Here is a 23,189-nt window from a genome sequence, read left to right as displayed (position 1 = left end):
AAAGGCTGCTGCACTAAGCAACAACCCAGCATTTAATCGCTTCATTTTTCCTCCACTATCTCACTCGCTTCAACACATTCTTATGAAAGTCATTGTCTTGTAATCCAGTGTTAAAACGCATTTCGCTAGTCGTTAGCTCAGTACTTTTTCCTGTTTGATGGTTTGTCATCGCCATAGTGTGCGCTCGCCAATATTGGTTGAGATATTGCTTGTAATCGGAAAAAGAAAGCGTTTTTAACAAAGAGCCTTTGCGGTCGTAAAACTCAACTTTAAGTGGACGATAATGCGCTTTATCTAACCATACCGTTTGCTTGGTATAACCTGAGTTCTTATCGGTCGGAATTTGCTCTACGACGAAAACATCTTGCCCGTTTATGCTGTCATCTTTTAGGTAGTTGAAACGGTATTTTTCAATCTCAAAGGAACTGAGATCCTCATACGCGAATTCACTGCCCATAAAAGGACCTGATTTGTTACGCGAGGAAATACGTTTCACACGTTTCAGTGCAGGAAGGTAAAGCCATTGGTCATCGGCACCCACCGTATGAGAATGGTTAAGAAACGCCGTGCCTTTTACATCTCTCGGTTCATCAAATATCGTGAGCCCTTTGTCACCATCGCCATCAACTTCGAGTGATTGTAAGCGCATTAAACGTGTGCTGCTTTCTCCTTGCGCGTTTCGCAGAATCATTTGCATCGTAGCAACAGAATCCCCCCACCCTTCATCACGGGCTTTGCGCTCTTGGGCAATTTCTAGTCCTTTGGCTTCATCCGACAACACCGCATGACTCATAATAAGCGAGACAGAAAGTACTGATACTTTTAAGGCATTTTTTACTAAATTCATGTTCGATCCTTTAATTCGTTATGACTGAGTAACAGTCTTGGTTTGAGAGTCAGTTGATTTAAGCTTATTTCGGCGCTCCACCTCGTCGTAAACGCCTTTGTCAAACAACATCAGTAGAGTCGGTAGGAAGATGAAATCCACAACAAGGGCAATAAAGATGACAATGGCACTCAGCTGTCCCATATCGGCATTTAAACGGAAGCTCGACATCGCCAGAACAGAGAAACCAGCAACAAGCACGACCGTCGTAATCCAGAGTGCGCGCCCCACGGTACGAAAGGCGTAGCGAACCGCTTGCTCCGCACTGTGGCCATCTTTACGAGCGTGTTGATATTTAGAAAGAAAGTGAACGGCGTCATCGACAACAACACCAAGCGTTAATGTCACAACGACAGACAATCCCAAGTTAATCTCGCCAGAAACCAGCGCCCAAATACCAAAACCAATAAGCGCAGGAGCAATATTCGGGACAAGACTAATTAAGCCAAGCTTGAACGAACGCAAGGCAAAGATCAGTAATGCAGAGATTAAGACAAGAGTAATGGGCAAGGTTGACAGCATGCTGGCCATATTCGTTTCACCAATATGCGCAAACATCAGTGAAGGACTAGACGCAACAACATCATATTGAGGCGCGTTTTCGTTAAACCATTGGTAAATGCGATTTTCCAAATCAACAAGCTCGACGCTGCCCAAGTTCTCCACGGTGAGAACCATCTTGATCGACGACTTATCTACATTGATTTGGTTGTTCAAATCTAAACCATACGGTAGTGACATTTCATAAAGCAGCAGATATTGAGCCGCTAATTCTCTGTCTTGAGGGAGCGAGTAATAAGCCTGATCATCTCCATGCATGTTCTTGTTTAGGCGCTTATAAACATCGCTCAAGGTCGCAACATGGTCCGTTTCTGGCTGCAACCTTAGCCAGTCAGTAAATTTACCCACGGAATTGAGAAAATTAGGATCGGCAATGCCCTGCGATTCGTTGGTTTTTATCGCGATACTGATGTTCGCCATGCCACTGATTCGCTCTTCCATAAAATCAGCCGCTCGGCGAAATTCATTGCTATGGCCAAAGTACTCGACGGATTCATCATTGACTTTGTTCAGCGGAATCAAGCTCGCACTCGCGACAATAACAAGCACCGACAACGGCAATAACGCATGTCGCTTTGACACCACGAAATCTCCTAAATGATCCATAAAGTGCTTTCTTTCATCAGAAGTATCCGACTTCACCGTAACCGGAAGGATATTAAGCAAGGCGGGAAGTAACGTGATGGAAAGGAAACAAGCAACCATGACGCCAAGGGCTGATAGGTTGCCGAAATCTCGCAGGATTGGAGAATCCGACATATTCATCATTAAAAAGCCGATCGCGGTGGTAATGGAGGTAATCAAGATAGGCATGAAATTGAGCGCAATACTTCGCTCAATAGAGTGGGCTTTACTAAAGCCGTTTTGCATAGACTGACGCATTGTCGCGATGATGTGTACACAGTCTGCGACGGCAAGCGTCATCACCAAGGTAGGCACATTAACGGTCGCCGTGCTTAAGAACATACCAGCCCATCCTGACAAGCCCATTGTAACCATAACCGAGCCGATAATAACGATGAGTGTCGCGATGACGCTAAGCAATGAGCGCAACATGATGGTCAGAAACACCAATATCACTAGTAACATAGTAGGCACTAATGTTGCGCTATCATCTTGGGCTGCGGTCATAAACGCGTAGTTCATTGCAATAATACCAGCCTTATGGAATTCCGTGTCTGGGTACACTTGCTGATAACGCTCAATCATTCCGTTTATGTAAGCAACCACCTCTTGTACTTCAGCAGTTTTATCTATTTCAGGGAGTTGGACCGTAATGTTTACGACCGTGACATCTCCTTTTTCAGAAATCAGTGAACTTTTCAAAACCGGCTCACTCAACGCAATACTTTTGACTTTCTCTACTCGTTGAGGTGTCAATTCATATTCGCTATACAGTAAATCTTCGACAAGAAGATCATCTTCAAACGCTTCGGTATGCTGGTAGTTGGCGAGGGAATCAACGCGGGTCGAGTATGGAACTTGCCACGCCTCGTCAGTGATCTGCTGAATAAGAGATAATGTGCTAGGAGTAAAAACAGTGCCGCTCTTTGGCGCTATAACCAAAGCAAGACTGTCAGATTTTGCAAAGGTGGTTTGAATTTCATCAAACGCAAGTAACTGCTCATTTGTTCCATCAAAGAAGATGTCGTAATCTCCTCTAAAGTAAAGATTTTTTCCTCCAATGGTTGCTATGACAATCAATAAAACGGTAGCAAGCATCACCAATACACTGTAATTCGTTGGTAGCTTACCCCACCCTGAACGGGCGTATTGTTGAACGTTGTGATGTGGCATCACACTCTCCTTTTGTGACGTTTCGTCAAATTTAAAAACTAAAAAAACAGCAAATGCTGTAAATAACCAGACAAACTCGACATGCAAACTTTAGATCGAATGAATTTGGCTACATAAGTTAGTTTTTAGTAACTTCCTATGCTTCTCGTGATCATTGGCTGAACGCCAACCTTCGAGATTTAATGACGATTCGTCACAATAGTGCGATAAAAAAGCCAACCATAACGTCAGATTGGCCTTTCCAGTTTATTAGCGATTCACTGACTCTAAATAAGCAAGCTCTTCACTAAATAACTCCTGCTCCACTCGACGCCAGGTTTTACGGTAGTCCCATTCTGTAGATAAAGGCGACCAACCTAAACCATCAAGTAACATATTCGCGTTGTGCAGTACTGAGAATGGGTCTTGAATTCGCTGAATACATCGACTGTTCGATGCATTTTGCGCCAAAGCGTTTGAACCGAAGGCAATAGACCAGTTGGCGAATACAATAGCATCTGAACCAATTGCGGGAGAAAACTTAAGATCACCACATTCTACCGCATTGTTCACTAGCGCATCAGCACCATCTATTACTTGTTCTTCCAAGTTATTCAGTTCATTCACACGTTTAGGCGAAGCCTTCTCTAGAACCCAAGGCGTCTTTGCAACAATCGCACAGGTTGATAGTACTGGCTCCATACGAGCGTAAATACGATAACCTACATGCATCGCAATGATTTTTTCTCTGGTATTGCCATTAAATTTGGCGGTACGTTCGAAAAATATTGCTTCGCTTTTCAGCGAATGAATACAAAGCGCAAGAATCACATCTTCTTTGCTGCAAAAATGATTGTAGATCGTCCCTTTAGAATAAGGGCTTGACGCTGTAAGCTTGTCCATCGTTAAGTTGGCAAAGCCTTGCTCTTGAACTAAAGACTTAGCCAATTGAATAAGCTCTATCTCACGATCAGCAATCGCCTGTTGCTTTTTTGTTAGCCCTGAAGACACACGACATCCGTCTTGCTTGCTATATTTTTTACAGCGAAAGTTAAACATAATCCTTTGATCCGTATACCAACACACTCCCAATAATTGTAACACGATTCTTTAATACAGGAACGCAACTAAAGTTGACGAACCGTCATAAATGACACTTCGTCATAATAGATCAAAAAACAAACATTTCAAGTATGAATTTATAATTAGAAGATAAATAGCTACCAATTATGCATACCCAAGTAGCTACAGGATGCTTGGTTCAACGAGAATGGTTTCTTTGTAGAGGAAGCGAGAGAGGCTTTGGGAGGAACAACGAAGGAAATCAGCATGTTAAAAATAACGAAAGTAGATGCTGAACAGGTATTATTCGAAATAAGCCCAAAACACTTTAAGTCTGAATTAAGAGCAAACACCGCTGAATGCCCTACTTACAAAGTATTTGCTGTCTTAGGCTTTTTCTTTTGCAACTCCCTTTCAGAAACTCTCTTCAAAAAAGGCTCAAAATCTATATAGATAGGCTTGGCTTATCACCTGCAGCTGCGATGGCATAACGAATATCATCAATAAATCGCCCCTCTGTCTCAATAATGCCGTCAGAGAATGTGACTGGCTGATGTGGCCCAGCAAGTAGAACAATATTAGTAAAATCAGAGACATTAAAGTTCTCTGCTACAACATTTTTGGAATGAAAATCGATGACGGTCTTTGCGACTTGATCTTCCAGTAACAAAAGCTGTTCTTCGGTAATTTTCATACGCGCCAAAGCAACGCGAACACACTTATCGTGGGTAGTCGTCTGCTCTTTTATGATTTCTGTATATTTGTCGTTGAGCTTGGAGTTCTCTGCATAGCTATAATATAAAGGCCCGTGCAGCGTTATATTTTTATCTTCATCAACGTAAACGAGATCCAACAACTCTAATGCTTTTAAGTAATCAGACATGCTCTGCTCAGACAAGTCATACTTTTTCTTTAAAATAGAATAACCGTCTTTACCTCGAAGCATTCTCAATTCACGATAAAAGTCGTAAAGGTGAGGGAATTGAAAGAATACCTCATCCTGCGTACGACTAAAGTAATCCTCGTCTTCACCTTGCAATTGATTTGCGAGCTTTTGTAGTTCATCTAACGTGCAATCAACCGCTCTACAATATTCCAGCAACTTATCTAAAGCGAGATTCGTGCTTGTAAGATGTCTCTTAAAGGTAGATAGTGGCATACCCATTTTCTCAGATAGCTCTCGATATGTTAGCCCTTTTGTTTTAATCGCTTGGCGTAATGCGGCTAGCAAGTATTCGGGAGTCAGATCTCTCATCTACAATTCCTTTTGGCAATGTTACAGCTGTATAGTATTTGTAACAATTTAGAACCGCTTGGCAAGGTATAAGTTCATATTTTTATAAGAAAAACATGAATTAATATACTGAAAGTAGAATTCACACAACAAATGAAAAATTCAATATGAATTCAATTTCATTATAGATATAAAATAATATGCAAAATAAAAGTAAAGCAATCACTCTAAATTATCGTGATTAATTTTAATAGTAACGTAAAGTTGAGAATATAAATCTATTCGCTCTGCAAAAATCTAGAATAATTAACCTAAAAGGAACAGAACGGTAAATGCATAATAATTCACCGCTCTCTATTAGCATTTTTGCAATGCTATTCAAGTAGACTAGTCCGCTAGTTTCACTGCAGTACCAAATGCCAAAATTTCCGAAGAACCATCTACGATTGAGCTTGTGGTAAATCGAATCCCTACAATTGCATCGGCACCTTTAGATTCAGCGTCCGCCACCATGCGCTGTATAGCAATATCACGCGCGTCGGTCATCATTTCCGTGTAACCACGAATTTCGCCGCCAACAATGCTCTTGATACCCGCCATGAGGTCACGGCCAATATGCTTTGATTGAACAACATTACCAGTTACAACCCCTCTGATTTCAGAGATCTGCTGGCCAGGAATGCTTTCGGTCGTTGTGTAGATCATTTTTAATCCCTTATAAACGTAAAAATTTATACCCAAGCTACCTTATAACTAACATAAGATACTAACCAATAAATTGAGAAGACTGATAAACAATACTCTAAATAGCCAAGCTAAAAGTCATTTGGGTATAAATTTTAGCAATAAAAAAGGAGAGCTAATGCTCTCCTTCTCTTAATCCTAAACTGCTAATTAAAGAGCAGCTTTCGCTTTTTCAACTAGAACTGCAAATGCAGCTTTGTCGAATACTGCGATGTCCGCAAGGATCTTACGGTCGATCTCGATAGATGCTTTCTTAAGACCGTTGATGAAACGGCTGTAAGATAGACCATTTTGACGAGATGCCGCATTGATACGTGCAATCCATAGTTGACGGAATTGACGTTTCTTAGCGCGACGGTCACGGTAAGCGTATTGACCAGCTTTAGTAACTGCTTGGAAAGCTACGCGGTAAACGCGTGAACGCGCACCGTAGTAACCTTTAGCTTGTTTTAGAACTTTCTTATGACGTGCACGAGCTTGTACACCACGTTTTACGCGAGGCATTATGCTTCTCCTAAACTAAACGATTGATAACTAAAAAGAATTAAGCGTATGGCAACATACGGATTACTGCAGCCACTTCACATTTTGGAAGGATTGCATTTGGACGTAGTTGACGCTTGTTCTTAGTAGTACGCTTAGTCAGGATGTGACGTTTTGTAGCGTGCTTGTACTTAATACCACCAGCAGTTTTCTTAAAACGCTTAGCAGCACCTTTGTTGGTTTTCATCTTAGGCATGATGAATAACTCCGCATTGAGTAGGTTTAATAAACAACGTAATTAGGGCGAACAAAACCCAACCGTTATGCCTTTATCGAAAGGAAAGCGGCTAGGTTTTAATTACTTGATGAGCCGTTAATTACTTCTTTTTAGGGGCTAGCACCATGATCATCTGGCGACCTTCAATCTTCTTAGGGAAAGATTCAACTACAGCAATTTCTGCAGTATCTTCCTTAAGACGATTTAGAACGTCAACACCAATGTCTTGGTGTGCCATCTCTCGGCCACGGAAGCGAATTGTTACTTTCACTTTGTTGCCTTCTTCAAGGAAACGCGTCAGGTTGCGTAGTTTTACCTGATAGTCTCCAATATCAGTTCCAGGACGGAATTTTACTTCCTTGATCTGGACCTGCTTTTGCTTCTTCTTCTGCTCTTTAGCAGTTTTGCTCTTCTCGAAGAGGAACTTACCATAGTCCATCACACGACAAACAGGTGGCTCGGCGTTAGGACTGATCTCAACGAGATCCATACCAGCTTCTTCAGCAGCTGCAATGGCTTCTTGAATCGATACAACACCAACTGATTCACCGTCAGCGCCTGTTAGTCGAACTTCACGAATACCACGAATTTCACCGTTGATACGGTGCGGGTTTTGTTTTACCGGCTGTTGGCCACGTCTTCCGCCTTTAATAGCTTATTCCTCCAGATTGAGCTTACGGCTAGAGATCTCGTCTTGGATGTATGCAATAAAATCATCCACTTTAAATTTACCAAGATCTTTACCTTTACGAGTACGCACTGCAATTTCGCCAGCTTCCATTTCTTGGTCACCAACAACAAGCATATACGGTACACGCTTCAAAGTATGTTCGCGGATTTTAAAGCCAATCTTCTCATTTCTCAAGTCCGCTTTAGCTCTAATTCCACTTTTTTGTAGTTTTTGTACTATTTCTTGAACATAACCTGACTGTTTATCAGTAATGTTCATAAGAACTGCTTGTTCTGGCGCCAACCAAGTTGGGAAGAAACCAGCATATTCTTCGATAAGGATACCGATGAAGCGCTCTAGTGAACCTAGAATCGCACGGTGAATCATTACCGGTACAAGACGTTCATTGTTTTCACCTACATAAGTTGCACCTAAGCGACCTGGTAGGTTGAAGTCTAGCTGGACAGTACCACACTGCCACGCACGGTCTAGACAATCGTATAGTGTGAATTCAATCTTAGGACCGTAGAACGCACCCTCGCCTTCTTGAATTTCGTATGGGATATCCATCGATTCAAGAGACTGCTTCAATGCTTCTTCAGATTGATCCCAGATTTCATCTGAACCTACACGTTTCTCTGGACGAGTAGACAGTTTCACTACGATGTTGTCGAAACCAAATGTTTGGTACGTATCGTACACCATCTTGATACAGTTTGTTACTTCTTCTTGAATTTGGCTCTCAGTACAGAAAATGTGAGCGTCATCCTGAGTAAAGCCACGTACACGCATAATACCGTGTAGTGCACCAGATGGTTCGTTACGGTGACATGAGCCAAACTCAGCCATACGTAGCGGTAGGTCGCGGTACGATTTTAGACCTTGGTTGAAGATCTGTACGTGACCTGGACAGTTCATTGGCTTAATCGCGTATTCACGGTTCTCAGAAGAAGTTGTGAACATTGCATCAGCGTATTTGTCCCAGTGCCCAGAGCGTTCCCAAAGAACACGGTCCATCATAAGTGGACCTTTCACTTCTTGGTAACCGTACTCATCTAGCTTAGCGCGGATGAAGACTTCTAGATCACGGAAGATAGACCAACCATTGTGATGCCAGAACACCATACCCGGTGCTTCTTGCTGCATGTGGAATAGGTCTAGTTGCTTACCAATCTTACGGTGATCACGCTTCGCCGCTTCTTCTAGGCGAGTTAGGTGCGCTTTCAGTGCTTTCTTGTCGTGGAAAGCCGTACCGTAGATACGTTGAAGCATTTTGTTGTCGCTGTTACCACGCCAGTAAGCACCTGCAACATTCAGCAAAGTGAAGTGTTGACAGAAGCTCATATTAGGAACGTGAGGACCACGACACATGTCGATGTATTCTTCATGGTGGTAAAGGCCTGGACGATCATCACGAGATACGTTTTCGTCTAGGATTTCAACTTTGTATGGTTCGCCACGTGATTCAAACGTATCACGCGCTTCCTGCCAGCTTACTTTTTTCTTAACCACTTCGTACTTGGTTTTCGCTAGCTCTTTCATACGCTTTTCAATCTTTTCAAGATCTTCTTGCGTTAGAGATTCGTCTAAGTCGATATCGTAGTAGAAGCCATTGTCGATGGTTGGACCGATCGCCATTTTAGCTTGAGGGTAAAGCTGCTTAAGAGCGTGACCAAGAAGGTGAGCACAAGAGTGACGAACGATTTCTAGACCGTCTACTTCATCTTTAACTGTGATGATTTCAAGGCTTGCGTCTTCTTCAATTAGATCACACGCATCAACGCGGTTACCGTTTACACGACCAGCGATAGTTGCTTTTGCAAGACCAGGACCGATCGATTGCGCAACTTCCATAGTAGAAACTGGGTTGTCAAATTGACGCTGACTGCCGTCAGGAAGAGTAATAATAGGCATGCTATGTCCTTTACAGTGGTGTTGCACACCAAGCAACACATGTTATTCAAATTAGAAGCTATTTGTTGAAAATAGTTGAGAGTCAATAAAGGCCTCTCGGTAACACGAATACCGGACCGTTATCGAAAATGGGATTGTACCTAGCTCACATTTAGAATGCAAAGCGCGATTTTGTTTTGTCATAAGAACTTAACCGCAGACCCGTCACGACAATCTGATCATGCTTTTTTAAGAGACCGCATAGCTGATGAATGGAATTGCCCCTCAATGAACTTACACAACAAATTACAATATCCCCTATTACGTGTGAACCGATACAAAGCCTAACACGCTGGGCGAGAGCTCAACGTGCGATTTAGGTATATAGTTGTTTTATAGAGTAGTTTGTATGTAGGTATTCATCATGGTCTATTTCAAATCGCGCTTTATGGTGCTTCTAAGCACCTCGATATGTTCTTTGCAAGCCTTCGCATCAAATGACTTATATGGCCCGCTGCGTTCTTACGCACAATCCCCAATGCAAGTGGTTAGTCACACCAACATACTGCGTTCAGGACATAGTCTGCCCTATGGTTTTGTCGAAGCCTATGGTTCAGGAACCGTGGCAAGTGTTTGGGCTCATACTGATGAATACGCACTGGATTATTACCACAATCAAATCGAATTAGGCAGCAAATGGCAAGTCAGCAACCGTTGGCAGTTGGAGCTCAACTATCGATGGGTCTTTGCCGCTGACAACCATTTAGATGGACTGACGAAAAGCTTCCATAAACTTTTCGGTATCGGACAAAATGGGCGGGATAAAGTAGACAGAGATCGTTTTTACATTTCAATGCCGCAATATGATGTGCTTGAAGATGATTTCGAAGGACAAACACTGGCCAATAACCTATCTACTTACTTACAGTATCAAGTGTTCCAAAATGAACATCACGGCCTATCGATTGGCGGCAGTTTGTATTTTAACGATGTGGCTCACGGCACTTTTCAAGGTAGCAGTTTCGAGCAAGGCTTCCAATTAAACTACAGCTACTTAAGTGATGCTCATGCATTTTATTCGATGATTGGCATGACTTTTCGCTCGGATGACCGTGCCTTGCTCGATCTGCCCTATCGACATAATACGATTGCCATTGCGGGTGGGTACCGTTATGCCTTAGAAGATAACCATCACCTGATGTTGGAATATCATTGGTATCAAGGGTCAACAGAAGGACCCACAGAGTTTGCTGATGCCTCTAATGAACTGGTATTGGGCTATCGATATCTAATGGAAAATTCAGCGCTTGAGTTTTTAGCCGTAGAGAACGCAAGAAACATGGATAACAGTACCGATATCGCTTTCACAATAGGATATCGGTACATATTTTCATCAAGGTGATGAGAGCTATAGATTTAGCGTTGGTGCAACTGCGGCTGCGACTTGAGCATCGGTTGCATTGATCTGCAACGTAAACGAGCGATATTGGTCACCAGCCAAGCTGAGCGAACGGTCAATCTCTGCCAAACAATGCATGACCTGCCCTTCCAGAATAAAAGAGAGCTCAATTTCTTTTGATGAGATAAAGCCGCTGTTACGGAACTCTAGCTCTTGATAAATACCAGAGCGAGAGGCAAACGAGCCACCGCGCAAAAAGCCTTTTTCAACATCGGCTTTAACCATAGTGAAGCCAGCTTGCTCGATCGCTTGAATAACCCGAGATGCTACTGGTAGTGGTTTCACTTCAATATAGTCACGGTCACGCGGATCAATTGCAAAATCAATATCTAACGTCGTCTCGACCCAAACATGACATTGATTCTTAAGTGCGCTAACCGCAGTAATTGGTGTTTCGTCATGCAGTTTTAGCTCAAACGGAACCTGCTTTTCTTCATTAGGTTGAATCACAAAAGGGTCAACTGCTTTCAATTGATCGATAGTGAAGGTTTGATAACTTACGCTATCATCCACTTCGACTTTCATTTCCGTGTTCAATTTAATCGTAATAGCATCAATTTGTTGTTCGACGTCTCCGCCTTTGACATGAACATGCCCTTTCAGCGTCGCTCCTTGAAACACGCTCATTTCGTCCAAAATGGTATCTACTTTTGCAGAGCCGATCCCCAGTGATGCTTTCAATTTTTTAAACATACTTTTCCTTTTTTAACGACTTTTCTTCTAATAATCGTTTGTTTACACAATTGTTTTCTGCTGTGCAAGCAATAGACCACAAGAAAATGTTTGAATTCAATCATCAATCCAAATAATGCTCAACAGCAAGAGTCATTCAGCTCTGCAATAGGATTGTTCGGTCACTAAGCGGTACATTCGTCGAGAAATGTTTGCAATTTGTACCTAAATTAAGCAGTATTTGTATAGTCAAATAAAGGGAAATCATTATGTCTGCACCACTCTACATTCAAATTAAACAATTTATCCTGGATAAAATTGATGCTGGAGAGTGGGTAGTTGGTCATCGCATCGCCACCGAGATTGAGCTTACCGAGCAATTTGGTGTCAGTAGAATGACAGTGAACAAAGCAATTCGGGATTTAGTAAATGAGGGCCGATTACAACGTCGCCCACGCTTAGGCACGTTCGTGTGTGATCCTGGTGAAAAGTCAGAATCTCCCCTGCTAGACATTCGAAACATTGCCGAAGAAGTCAGCGATAGAGGGCGAAAGTATGGCAGTAAAGTGCTCAAACAGATTGCCATAAAAGCAGATGACAACATTGCGATAAAACTCGGCGTTATGCTAGGCACGACAGTGTTTTACAGTGAAATTATTCACTATGAAGACCAAACGCCGATTCAATTGGAGCTCCGCTGGGTGAATAGCCAATATGCCCCGAGTTATTTAAATCAAGACTTCACACAAATCACTCCAAATCAATACCTGTCAGATAATTGCCCACTCAGCGCGATAGAACATACTGTAGAGGCAATTGTGCCTGAAAGCCGTATTAAGCAAGACTTAAAAATGCAAGCCAATGAGCCTTGCCTTCTCTTGAATCGCAGAACGTGGAGCCAAGATAAGTTAGTCAGTACCGCCCTACTTTATCACCCTGGTAACAAATATAAGCTGAGCTCAAAAGTGCTCATTTAAGGGCAAGATTGGTTCTCTAGATCTACGTTTTGATCACATTTTAGCAACATCAATCTTGTCAGTGTTCTTATTTTGCTCTATTTATTTGTATATACATTTAATGATACAAATAAACACAGGGACACAAACATGGATTTGCTGATTGAAAACGCACGTCTGGTCACCATGCAGTCGGGAGAGCGCGGTTATCTGCCAACGTCTCCTGCTCGTATTGGCATTCAATCTGGAAAAATCGTTGCGATCAGCACCTGTGCAATTGGTGAAGACGAACCGCAAACCGAGTCTCTGCTGTCTGCCCAACATTACGCTCAGAGTATCGACCTTCAAGGCAAGTTAGTTCTGCCAGGTTTGATCGACTGCCACACTCATCTTATTTACGCGGGCAATCGTGCCAACGAATTTGAAATGCGCTTAAGCGGCGTGCCATATCAAGAAATTTCCAAACAAGGCGGTGGGATACTTTCAACGGTGCATGCGACGCGTTCAGCAACCGAAGCGCAGTTAGTTGAGTTAGCGTTGCCACGTTTAGACGGGCTACTCGCGAGCGGCGTCACTTCTGTCGAAGTGAAATCAGGCTACGGATTGACACTGAATGATGAAGTAAAAATGCTCCGTGCAGCCAAAATGCTTGAACAAGAGCGCAAAGTTAAAATCACGACTACACTTCTCGCCGCTCACGCCATTCCGCCAGAGTTCCAAGGTCGTGCAGATGATTATATTGAGCACATTTGTCAGGACATAATCCCTGTTGTCGCAAAGGAAGAATTAGCTACGAGTGTCGATGTTTTTTGTGAATCGATTGGTTTCAATCTTGAACAAACAGAAAAAGTGTTTGTAGCTGCAAAACGCCACGGCTTAAAGGTTAAAGGGCATACTGAGCAACTTTCTAATCTCGGTGGTACAGCCCTCACTGCGCAATACAACGGTCTGTCAGCGGATCACATCGAGTTTTTAGATGAGCAAGGTGTTAAAGCACTTGCTCGATCAAACACCGTCGCCACTCTATTGCCTGGCGCTTTTTATTTTCTAAGAGAAACTCAGTTACCACCGATTGAGTTGTTGAGAGAGCATAACGTGCCGATGGCAATTGCTACGGACGTCAACCCAGGTACATCACCATTTTCTGATCTCACACTCATGCTGAATATGGCGTGCACGCTATTTCGCCTTACACCGCAAGAAGCACTGCGTGGTGTAACGCAACATGCAGCCAAAGCTCTGGGTTATCAAAACTCACGTGGCGAAATCAAAGTAGGGTTTGATGCGGACTTCTCTATATGGGATGTCGAAAGCCCTGCGGATTTAAGCTATCAAGTCGGAGCAAAACGTCTGGTAGGTCGTATAGTAAATGGTGAATACATTTCACACGGAGGCCAATAATATGTCTCAATTCGACCTACATTCTCCCCTATTTCATTGGCAAGGCCGTCATGATGCCGAGGACGGCAAGCTTGGTCAGCGAATTCATCACGTTGTTCAACGCCAAAAAGCAGATGAGTTGAGTGCCGTTGCGCATGGCGTCTCATTACTCGGTTTTGCTACCGACGCTGGCGTTGCGAGAAACAAAGGACGCATTGGCGCGAAAAAAGCGCCAGACTTAATCCGACGAGCACTCGCTAATTTAGCATGGCACCAAGACGCACCACTATATGACTTAGGTACTGTGGTGTGTGAAGACGACTTACTGGAAGAGAGCCAAGCTCTATGTGCAGCAACCATTTCAAGCGCACTGCCCCATACGCCAGTCATCGTGCTAGGTGGTGGGCATGAGATTGCGTGGGCCTCGTTTTCCGGCTTAGCGGAATATTTTAAAGCGCACCATCCAGAGAAGAAGCCTAAAATCGGCATTATTAATTTCGATGCTCATTTCGATTTGCGCGCATTTGAGAGCAACCTCACCGACATAAGACCAAGCTCTGGCACCCCCTTCAACCAAATTCATCATTTTTGCCAACGCAACGATTGGGACTTTCATTACGCTTGTATTGGTGTAAGCCGCAGTAGCAACACTAAAGCGCTATTTGAAAAAGCAGATGCGTTAAATGTTTGGTATGTAGAGGACAATCAGCTCTGCTACCTAAACCACAGTTATCACTTAACTCAGCTTCAGCATTTTATTGACGACTGTGACTACCTCTATTTGACCATTGATCTGGATGTATTTCCTGCCGCAACCGCACCTGGAGTCAGCGCACCAGCAGCTCGGGGAGTGAGTTACGACACTATTGCACCCTTTTTAGATCGAATTCTTCATTACAAAAATAAGTTAATGCTGGCTGATATCGCCGAATACAACCCAAATTATGACGTCGATAGTCAAACAGCACGATTAGCTGCCCGTTTGTGTTGGGATATCGCCAACGCAATGGCGGAAAAACAGCACAAACCATAATGCATCCCAGATGCCACTGATTATTACGACCAAGCAAGTACTTGGTCATCACGAGAAACTAAAGGAGTCTGAAATGACACAGCGCCAGGGACAAGATCCACGACTTGATACAAGCAGAACAATTCGTGCACCTCACGGAGATAAACTGCGCGCAAAATCTTGGCTAACCGAAGCCCCTCTTCGTATGCTGATGAACAACCTTGATCCTGATGTTGCAGAACATCCACATTCACTGGTTGTATATGGCGGCATTGGCCGAGCAGCGCGAAACTGGGAATGTTACGACAAGATTGTTGAAGTACTTGAAAGACTCGAAGATGACCAAACGCTTTTAGTTCAATCAGGCAAGCCTGTTGGTGTTTTCCCTACTCATAAAAATGCTCCACGCGTGCTTATCGCAAACTCAAACCTTGTTCCGCATTGGGCAAACTGGGAACACTTCAACGAGCTCGATAAACAAGGCTTGATGATGTACGGCCAAATGACCGCTGGCAGCTGGATATACATTGGCTCGCAAGGTATCGTACAAGGCACATACGAAACGTTCGTATCTGTTGCAAAAAAACACTTTGACGGTGAAGCAAAGGGCCGTTGGATTCTAACAGGTGGTCTCGGTGGCATGGGTGGTGCTCAACCTCTCGCTGGTACAATGGCGGGCTTCTCCATGATTGCAGTAGAGTGTGATGAGTCACGTATCGATTACCGCCTACGTACAGGCTATGTCGATAAGAAAGCGACTTCTTTAGATGAAGCGCTAGCTATCATTAAAGAGTCAGACACACCAGTATCGGTTGGTCTACTAGGTAATGCAGCAGACGTTTTCTCTGAGCTGGTAGAACGTAATATCACGCCTGATGTAGTAACAGACCAAACGTCTGCACACGACCCGCTCAATGGCTATTTACCACAAGGCTGGAGCATGTCTCACGCAGCAGAAATGCGTTTGCAAGATGAAGCAATGGTCGTAAAAGCAGCGAAAAAATCCATGGCTGTGCAAGTTCAAGCGATGTTAGAGCTGCAAAATCGCGGCGCCGCAACACTCGACTACGGTAACAACATCCGCCAGATGGCCTTGGAAGAAGGCGTAGAAAACGCATTTGATTTCCCTGGCTTCGTTCCAGCCTACATTCGTCCTCTATTCTGTGAAGGTATCGGTCCTTTCCGTTGGGCTGCTCTCTCTGGCGATCCTGAGGACATTTATAAAACCGACCAAAAAGTAAAAGAGCTAATTCCAGATAATCCGCACTTACATAACTGGCTAGATATGGCTCGCGAACGCATCCAGTTCCAAGGTTTACCTGCGCGTATTTGCTGGGTTGGTCTTAAAGATCGTGAGCGTCTTGGTCAAGCATTCAACGAAATGGTGAAAAATGGCGAACTTAAAGCGCCCGTTGTCATTGGTCGAGATCACTTAGACTCTGGCTCTGTAGCAAGCCCGAACCGTGAAACCGAAGGTATGATGGACGGTTCTGACGCCGTATCAGACTGGCCATTATTAAACGCGCTACTCAACACGGCGGGCGGCGCAACTTGGGTTTCACTGCACCACGGCGGTGGCGTAGGTATGGGCTTCTCGCAACACTCAGGTATGGTTATCTGCTGTGACGGCAGTGAAGATGCCTCACAACGTATTGCCCGCGTGCTGCATAACGACCCAGCAACAGGCGTGATGCGTCATGCTGATGCGGGATACGATATCGCTAAACAATGTGCAGCAGAGCAAGGGCTAGATTTGCCAATGCTCAACGAAGAACTGAAGAAGCTCAAGTAAGGATGAAAGAGATGTTAAATTTAGCGCTAAAGCCAGGTCATATTAGCTTAAACGAACTACGCCAAGTGAGCCGTTCACCAGTCAACCTTACTTTGGATCCTGAAGCCATTCCGGCCATTGAAGAAAGCACACAGGTCGTAGACCGAGTCATCGCGGAAGATCGAACGGTTTACGGAATTAACACTGGTTTTGGGCTATTGGCTAACACACGAATAGCACCAGAAGATTTAGAAACACTGCAACGCAGTATCGTTCTCTCTCATGCGGCAGGTATCGGTGAGTTTATGTCAGATGAAACGGTTCGTCTGATGATGGTATTAAAAATCAATAGTCTGTCTCGTGGCTTTTCTGGGATTCGCCTAAAAGTCATTAATATGCTGACCGACCTAGTCAACGCACAAGTTTACCCTTGCGTACCTAAAAAGGGCTCTGTTGGCGCATCAGGTGACTTAGCTCCTCTAGCCCATATGAGCACAGTATTACTGGGAGAAGGACAAGCTCGCCACAACGGTAATATCATTTCCGGGCAAGAAGCTTTAAAAATCGCAGGTCTAGAGCCTATCACTCTGGCGCCAAAAGAAGGCTTAGCGCTACTAAATGGGACTCAGGCATCCACAGCGTTCGCATTGGAAGGCCTGTTTATCGCGGAAGACCTTTTCGCGTCAGCAACCGTTTGTGGTGCAATGTCTGTTGAAGCCGCTCTCGGCAGCCGACGTCCATTCGATCCGCGCATTCACCGTGTACGTGGTCATCGCAGCCAAATGGACGCAGCACTCGCATACCGTCATTTGTTAGACACATCGAGTGAAATAGGTGATTCGCACACTAACTGTGAAAAAGTACAAGACCCGTATTCTTTGCGCTGTCAGCCTCAAGTGATGGGTGCGTGTTTACAGCAAATCCGCAATGCGGCGGAAGTACTACAAGTAGAAGCGAATTCCGTATCAGATAACCCGTTGGTGTTTGCTGAAGATGGTGACATCATCTCTGGCGGTAACTTCCACGCGGAGCCTGTTGCAATGGCAGCCGACAACCTAGCACTTGCGATTGCCGAGATCGGCAGCTTGTCTGAACGTCGTATGGCATTACTTATCGATAGCGCGCTATCAAAACTGCCACCGTTCTTAGTCGACAATGGTGGTGTGAACTCTGGTTTCATGATTGCTCAGGTTACCTCCGCTGCGTTAGCAAGTGAAAACAAAACACTCGCTCACCCAGCGTCAGTAGACAGCTTGCCAACATCTGCAAACCAAGAAGATCACGTCTCAATGGCAACATTCGCGGCTCGCAGATTGAAAGAAATGGGCGAAAACACTCGCGGTATTCTGGCTGTCGAATACCTCTCAGCAGCACAAGGCCTAGACTTTAGAGCGCCAAACAAGTCCTCTGAGCGTATTGAGATTGCGAAACAAATGTTGCGTGAAAAAGTATCGTTCTACGATAAAGATCGCTACTTTGCTCCAGACATTGAACAGGCAAATACTCTGCTTAAGCTGGCTATTCACAACACGCTCATGCCAGAGAGCTTGTTACCAAGTGTTCAATAACCAAGCATAACTGGATTTCATCGAATAAACAGATAATGACTTGAAGGCTCTACGTTCTGCGTGGAGCCTTTTTATATACGATTAAACATATTGATGGCACTATTTATGAACGCCTGTCTACTTTGATGGCTATACTTTACAAGATAGGCGAGCGAAAAGGTCGTTGTTTATTGTTTTCACAAATAAAAGCGTTGCTAAAGTATGCGTTTTTAACGGTTTATCCGCCGAAATAGTGTCTTATTGTTAGGATACGGTGAAGTTTTCACTGGATGGACCATTGCTACGCAGATATTCGCATATAATCCCACACAGTTTTGGTTACTACGTAAAAATTATGTTTCTAACACCTTATTTTTCAAACACTAATCACCAGTTTCAGTTCACTCGCGAACAAGCAAGCCACTTTGCAAAACGTGTCGCAGGTGACTACAACCCAATTCATGATGAAGACAACAAACGCTTTTGTGTCCCTGGGGATTTACTTTTCGCTGTGCTTCTCAGTAAAGAAGGCGTTAGCCAAAAGATGCGTTTTAACTTCTCTGGCATGGTAAACGATGGTGTAGCACTTCATATTGAAAATAAGTGTGACAAAGAAAGCGCTGTTGTTGACGAGGCAGGTAAAGAATACTTACACATGTCCCGTGAAGGTGAAACTAACCACGATCCGGCATTTATTGAGCATGTAGTGACAAATTACGTGCAATTTTCTGGTATGAACTTCCCTCACATCATGGTTCCTCTTATGGAAGAGAAGCAAATGATGATCAACTGCCAGCGTCCATTAGTTATTTATGAAAGCATGGAAGTCGAATTTTCACGCTTAGACCTTACGCATCCAGAGGTGGATTTCACTGGCGCAACATTCGACGTAGAAGGAAAACGAGGTGTAGTCACCTTAAACTTTGCGTTTAAAGAAGACGGTGAAGTCGTTGGTAAAGGTATTAAGCGCATGGTTGCAAGTGGCTTGAAGCCATATGACCAAGAAGCGGTTGATGACCTTGTACGCCGCTTTAATGAACGTAAGGATGCATTCCTAGCAAAGTTCGTTAAGGCAGCCTAGTAGACTGCCCTATCAGAAGCGCACAAAAAACGTGTTTACTAAAAGAAAGCCCAACGTCGACCGTTGGGCTTTCTTTTTATGTCTCATCCAAACAAAACTAAACGCAATGCTTAGAGCCAACGACGAACATGGTTTTTATAATCCACATACTCTTCACCAAACAATCGCTCTAAAACGCGTTCCTCAGGCTTGATTTGAAACCGATTCATATAACTGACAAATATCACGCCACAAAGCACCACACTCAAGTGCTGCCACCACAAACCAGTTGCTATGATTAGAAGCAATAATGCCATGTACATAGGGTTGCGTGAAAAGGCAAACACACCAGTTCTTACAACAGAAGATGCCGCTTCAGGTTTTACTGGGTTCACTGTGGTTTTTACTTTGCGAAATTCATACACGCCAGCAATGCCCATGTAGCCAGACAACAAAGTTAATACACCTACTACAAATTCAACAAAGGGTACTCGAATGTTCATGCTCGGCGTCAAAACTTTAAGTCCGTACATCAAAAGTATGACTAGCAAAAACACCACACCAGGTGGGACTTTGAGTTCAAGTTTTCTCAAGATTCATATCCTTTGAAAGGGTCTAAATACGGTTTCTAAAAAGCCCAGTAAAACTGGGCTTGATCTAGTCCGATTACAACAAAGTTAACAATGCCTGAACGGGATGCTTGGGCTTCGTTCCTTCAAAGCGTTTCACTTGGCTGCGGCAAGAATAGCCTGTAATCAAACATCTCTCGTTATCCAACTTATCTAAGCTTGGCTTCCAGCTTAAATTGTAAATATCTTTCGACATCGACAACTTATCAACCTCATGACCAAACGTACCCGCCATACCACAACAACCAACAGGTACCGTATTCAAAACTGCACCAAAGTGAGCAAAAATAGCGCCCCACTCTTTTTCCGCATTTGGCATTTTGGTTTTCTCAGTACAGTGCGCAAACAGATACCAAGGTTCCTGCGCCTTATGCTCTCCGCTTTCAAACGCTTCTAGTCTTGGGTAAAGCCATTCGTGGGCTGTTAGTACATCGAAATTACCTCGCTTACTGCCAAGCACTTCAGCGTATTCATCTCGATAACACAGCACCAAAGCAGGATCGACGCCAACTAATGGAATATCCAGATCCGCTACCATCGCCAAGAACTTCGCTGTGTCGGCTGCTGTGTCCTTAAACTGACGTAAAAACCCTTTAATGTGTTGTGCTTTACCATTCGGCTTAAACGGCAGAAGCACCGGATTCATACCCAGCTTTTTCAATAACTTAACGAAGTCTTCAACGACATCAGCGTCGTAGTAACTAGTGAATGGGTCTTGAACAATTAAAACATGCTTGCTCTTTTCAGACGAAGACAAACCACTGAGCGCTTGCAGATCATAAGGCGTTGTCAGCGACTCTACTCGTTGTTTCAAGGTGGGTACTGATAACAACGGCGCATCGACATACCCGACCGTAGATGCCGTTAAACTTTTCACCCACGACTGCTTCAAAACACCATTTACGACACCTGGCGCTTTTGCCATCATCGGCAGCATAGTCTCAATGTTCGCAACCAGATAGTCTTTTGCAGGACGTTGATAACGAGAGTGATAGATGTTTAAAAAGCGTGAGCGAAAACTCGGAACATCGACTTTAATCGGACACTGGCTCGCACATGCTTTACACGCCAAACAACCATTCATCGCTTCATACACTTCGTGGGAGAAATCGTATTCGTGACGACGATTGATAGAATGACGTACACGGTCAATCATGGTTTTGATTGATGTTCTGTTTTCTAGCGTTTGCTTTTCTAAGTCAAGGATATCAATGCCTTGTTCAGTGAGCTGACGCAACCACTCGCGAACCAAACCCGCACGACCTTTCGGTGAATGACGACGATCGGCTGTTACTTTCATCGATGGACACATTGGCGAGCTAGTATCGTAGTTAAAACACAAACCGTTACCGTTACATTCCATCGCTTGTTTAAAGCTGTCACGTACTTGAACGTCAATCTGACGGTCATAGTAACCACGTTTGGTATCGGTAACTTTGACAAGCTCTGCATCACTATCCAGCGGTGTACAGATTTTGCCCGGGTTCATTTTGTTGTGTGGATCGAATGCCGCTTTCACACGTCTCAGTTCAGTAAACAACTCGTCGCCGAAAAACTCAGGGCCATATTCTGAACGGAAACCTTTGCCGTGTTCACCCCACATCAAACCACCGTATTTCGCCACCAGCTTGACCACTTCATCAGACACTTCGTGCATCAATGCTTCTTGGTGCGGGTCACACAAATCCAACGCAGGACGTACGTGAAGCACCCCAGCATCGACGTGACCAAACATGCCGTAATTCAGAGACTTGCTGTCTAACAGCTCTCGAAACTCTACAATAAAGTCCGCCAGGTTTTCTGGTGGCACACAGGTATCTTCAGCGAATGCGACCGGTTTAGCACGACCTTTTGCTGCGCCTAACAAACCCACCGCTTTTTTACGCATGTTGTAAATACGCCCAATGCTCGCTACATCATTACAAACTTGGTAGCCGATAATGCCCGCTTCTTCTGTTTCCAACATGGTATCGAGCTTGGCGGTCAACGCTGCAACCTGAGCAGCAACTTCCTCTTCGTCCTGACCTGCGTATTCCACCATATTGATGCCAAGCATCTCTTTATTTGGAACATCGGTAAGTAAATCGCTCACGGTGTGCCAAACGATATCTTGCTTCGCGAGATTAAGCACTTTTGAGTCAACGGTTTCTACAGACAGCGCTTTCGCCTCTACCATAAACGGTGCATTACGCAGTGCAGAATCAAAGCTGTTGTATTTAACGTTAACCAAAGTACGTGCTTTCGGAATTGGCGTCAGGTTAAGCTTTGCTTCGGTAATAAATGCCAATGAACCTTCCGCGCCGCACAGTACTCGTGTGATATCGAAACGGTCGTCGTCTTCATTCAAGGCATTTTTTAAATCGTAGCCCGTTAAAAATCGGTTAAGAGGAGGAAACTTATCTACGATCTGCTGGCGTTTTTCACGACATACGGATTCCGTTACTCGTAGCGCCTTGGCAGCAAACTCGCCTTCTTTTGGGTAGCCGTTGGACAGATCTGATTCTAAAACTGAGCCATCAGCAAACACCGCTTGTAGCGACAAAACATGATCGGATGTTTTCCCGTATTTCAGAGAACCTTGACCAGAAGCATCGGTGTTGACCATGCCGCCAATCGTTGCACGGTTACTGGTAGATAAGTCTGGAGAGAAGAAGTAGCCATAAGGGCGAACTGCGTCATTTAACTGGTCTTTCACTACACCAGTTTGTACACGAACCCAGCCTTCTTTCTCATTAATCTCAAGCACTTTGTTCATGTGGCGAGACATATCCACCACAATACCTTTGGTTAGCGACTGACCATTGGTCCCCGTGCCGCCACCACGAGGTGAAAAGGTAATTCGTTCGTACTTTTCTTTATTGCTCAGTTTCCCGAGGAGAGAAACATCTTCTGTCGTTTTGGGATGAACGACAGACTGAGGAAGTTGCTGGTAAACACTGTTGTCAGTGGCAACCGCTAGTCGACTTGAATATTGGCTTTCGATATCACCAGTGAATCCGGCGTGCTCAAGCTCTTTCAGAAAACTAAGAACAAGAGGATCGACATCAGTTTGCGAGTGTAATCTTGGTAACATTTGCTTCCTGCCCCTACGACGCTGATCCGATCAGCTGCGGGTTG

At 44.1% G+C, this 23,189-nt stretch carries 20 protein-coding genes; 8 read left to right on the top strand and 12 right to left on the bottom strand.

The window, feature by feature from the left end:
- Nucleotides 1-55 precede the first annotated feature (55 nt).
- From MTF70_RS11150 to MTF70_RS11140, 3 genes are all read right to left on the bottom strand, one after another.
- Nucleotides 56-847, bottom strand: coding sequence for an outer membrane lipoprotein-sorting protein (locus tag MTF70_RS11150; RefSeq protein ID WP_205460914.1), 792 nt, complete (start codon nt 845-847; stop codon nt 56-58).
- Nucleotides 848-865: 18 nt separating this feature from the next.
- Nucleotides 866-3,244 carry an MMPL family transporter gene (locus MTF70_RS11145; RefSeq protein WP_205460913.1) on the bottom strand — a complete coding sequence of 793 codons (2,379 nt, stop codon included), beginning with the start codon at nt 3,242-3,244 and terminating at the stop codon, nt 866-868.
- Between the two features lie 249 nt (nt 3,245-3,493).
- Nucleotides 3,494-4,282: a TetR/AcrR family transcriptional regulator gene (locus tag MTF70_RS11140; protein ID WP_005377913.1), complete on the bottom strand. Its 789-nt coding sequence runs from the start codon at nt 4,280-4,282 to the stop codon at nt 3,494-3,496.
- Nucleotides 4,283-4,552: 270 nt separating this feature from the next.
- Between MTF70_RS11140 and MTF70_RS11135 the strand changes: the two genes are divergently transcribed.
- Entirely contained in the window at nt 4,553-4,738 is a 186-nt protein-coding gene (locus tag MTF70_RS11135; RefSeq protein WP_054866053.1) for a hypothetical protein, read from the top strand.
- Here the strand turns inward: MTF70_RS11135 and MTF70_RS11130 are convergent.
- The 6 genes from MTF70_RS11130 to thrS all read right to left on the bottom strand — a co-directional run bounded on the left by MTF70_RS11130 (nt 4,731) and on the right by thrS (nt 9,607).
- Nucleotides 4,731-5,540: a helix-turn-helix domain-containing protein gene (locus MTF70_RS11130; protein WP_005385480.1), complete on the bottom strand. Its 810-nt coding sequence runs from the start codon at nt 5,538-5,540 to the stop codon at nt 4,731-4,733. The genes MTF70_RS11135 and MTF70_RS11130 overlap by 8 nt on opposite strands.
- A 366-nt stretch (nt 5,541-5,906) precedes the next feature.
- Nucleotides 5,907-6,224, bottom strand: coding sequence for a heavy metal-binding domain-containing protein (locus tag MTF70_RS11125; protein ID WP_033905144.1), 318 nt, complete (start codon nt 6,222-6,224; stop codon nt 5,907-5,909).
- A gap of 189 nt (nt 6,225-6,413) precedes the next feature.
- Nucleotides 6,414-6,767: a 50S ribosomal protein L20 gene (gene rplT / locus MTF70_RS11120; protein WP_004727974.1), complete on the bottom strand. Its 354-nt coding sequence runs from the start codon at nt 6,765-6,767 to the stop codon at nt 6,414-6,416.
- Between the two features lie 40 nt (nt 6,768-6,807).
- Nucleotides 6,808-7,002 (bottom strand): 50S ribosomal protein L35, encoded by a 195-nt coding sequence (rpmI, locus tag MTF70_RS11115; protein ID WP_005377932.1) that lies wholly within the window; start codon nt 7,000-7,002, stop codon nt 6,808-6,810.
- A gap of 121 nt (nt 7,003-7,123) precedes the next feature.
- A complete protein-coding gene (infC, locus tag MTF70_RS11110; RefSeq protein ID WP_080276913.1) occupies nt 7,124-7,675 on the bottom strand; it encodes a translation initiation factor IF-3 in 552 nt (183 codons plus the stop codon).
- A 3-nt stretch (nt 7,676-7,678) separates the two neighbouring features.
- Entirely contained in the window at nt 7,679-9,607 is a 1,929-nt protein-coding gene (gene thrS, locus MTF70_RS11105; RefSeq protein ID WP_005395892.1) for a threonine--tRNA ligase, read from the bottom strand.
- Between the two features lie 403 nt (nt 9,608-10,010).
- Here thrS and MTF70_RS11100 point away from each other — a divergent pair, with 403 nt between their 5' ends.
- Nucleotides 10,011-10,988, top strand: a complete 978-nt coding sequence (locus MTF70_RS11100) for a DUF3187 family protein (protein WP_053303168.1) — start codon at nt 10,011-10,013, stop codon at nt 10,986-10,988.
- Between the two features lie 6 nt (nt 10,989-10,994).
- Here MTF70_RS11100 and MTF70_RS11095 read toward each other — a convergent pair whose 3' ends face one another.
- Nucleotides 10,995-11,738 carry a sporulation protein gene (locus MTF70_RS11095; protein WP_205460912.1) on the bottom strand — a complete coding sequence of 248 codons (744 nt, stop codon included), beginning with the start codon at nt 11,736-11,738 and terminating at the stop codon, nt 10,995-10,997.
- A 248-nt stretch (nt 11,739-11,986) separates the two neighbouring features.
- Here MTF70_RS11095 and hutC point away from each other — a divergent pair, with 248 nt between their 5' ends.
- From hutC to MTF70_RS11065, 6 genes are all read left to right on the top strand, one after another.
- Nucleotides 11,987-12,694 carry a histidine utilization repressor gene (gene hutC / locus MTF70_RS11090; protein ID WP_042521962.1) on the top strand — a complete coding sequence of 236 codons (708 nt, stop codon included), beginning with the start codon at nt 11,987-11,989 and terminating at the stop codon, nt 12,692-12,694.
- A gap of 129 nt (nt 12,695-12,823) precedes the next feature.
- The gene (gene hutI / locus MTF70_RS11085; protein ID WP_205460911.1) at nt 12,824-14,074 is read left to right on the top strand and encodes an imidazolonepropionase; all 1,251 of its coding nucleotides are present in this window, start codon (nt 12,824-12,826) and stop codon (nt 14,072-14,074) included.
- Nucleotide 14,075: 1 nt separating this feature from the next.
- A complete protein-coding gene (hutG, locus tag MTF70_RS11080; protein ID WP_053350426.1) occupies nt 14,076-15,086 on the top strand; it encodes a formimidoylglutamase in 1,011 nt (336 codons plus the stop codon).
- Nucleotides 15,087-15,159: 73 nt separating this feature from the next.
- Nucleotides 15,160-16,857, top strand: coding sequence for a urocanate hydratase (gene hutU, locus MTF70_RS11075; protein WP_054578031.1), 1,698 nt, complete (start codon nt 15,160-15,162; stop codon nt 16,855-16,857).
- Between the two features lie 11 nt (nt 16,858-16,868).
- Nucleotides 16,869-18,404 carry a histidine ammonia-lyase gene (hutH, locus tag MTF70_RS11070; protein WP_054866110.1) on the top strand — a complete coding sequence of 512 codons (1,536 nt, stop codon included), beginning with the start codon at nt 16,869-16,871 and terminating at the stop codon, nt 18,402-18,404.
- A gap of 334 nt (nt 18,405-18,738) precedes the next feature.
- Nucleotides 18,739-19,464, top strand: coding sequence for a DUF3581 domain-containing protein (locus tag MTF70_RS11065; protein ID WP_017821813.1), 726 nt, complete (start codon nt 18,739-18,741; stop codon nt 19,462-19,464).
- Between the two features lie 110 nt (nt 19,465-19,574).
- Here MTF70_RS11065 and MTF70_RS11060 read toward each other — a convergent pair whose 3' ends face one another.
- Complete coding sequence (locus MTF70_RS11060) at nt 19,575-20,036, bottom strand: isoprenylcysteine carboxylmethyltransferase family protein (RefSeq protein WP_054866049.1); 462 nt, start codon at nt 20,034-20,036, stop codon at nt 19,575-19,577.
- Nucleotides 20,037-20,109: 73 nt separating this feature from the next.
- Nucleotides 20,110-23,145, bottom strand: a complete 3,036-nt coding sequence (locus tag MTF70_RS11055; RefSeq protein ID WP_138939963.1) for an FAD-binding and (Fe-S)-binding domain-containing protein — start codon at nt 23,143-23,145, stop codon at nt 20,110-20,112.
- Nucleotides 23,146-23,189 lie beyond the last annotated feature (44 nt).

It is taken from the genome of Vibrio sp. 2CM40D (assembly GCF_023161825.1).
Lineage (GTDB): Bacteria > Pseudomonadota > Gammaproteobacteria > Enterobacterales > Vibrionaceae > Vibrio > Vibrio alginolyticus.
This window is presented reverse-complemented; position numbering and strand designations above follow the sequence as displayed.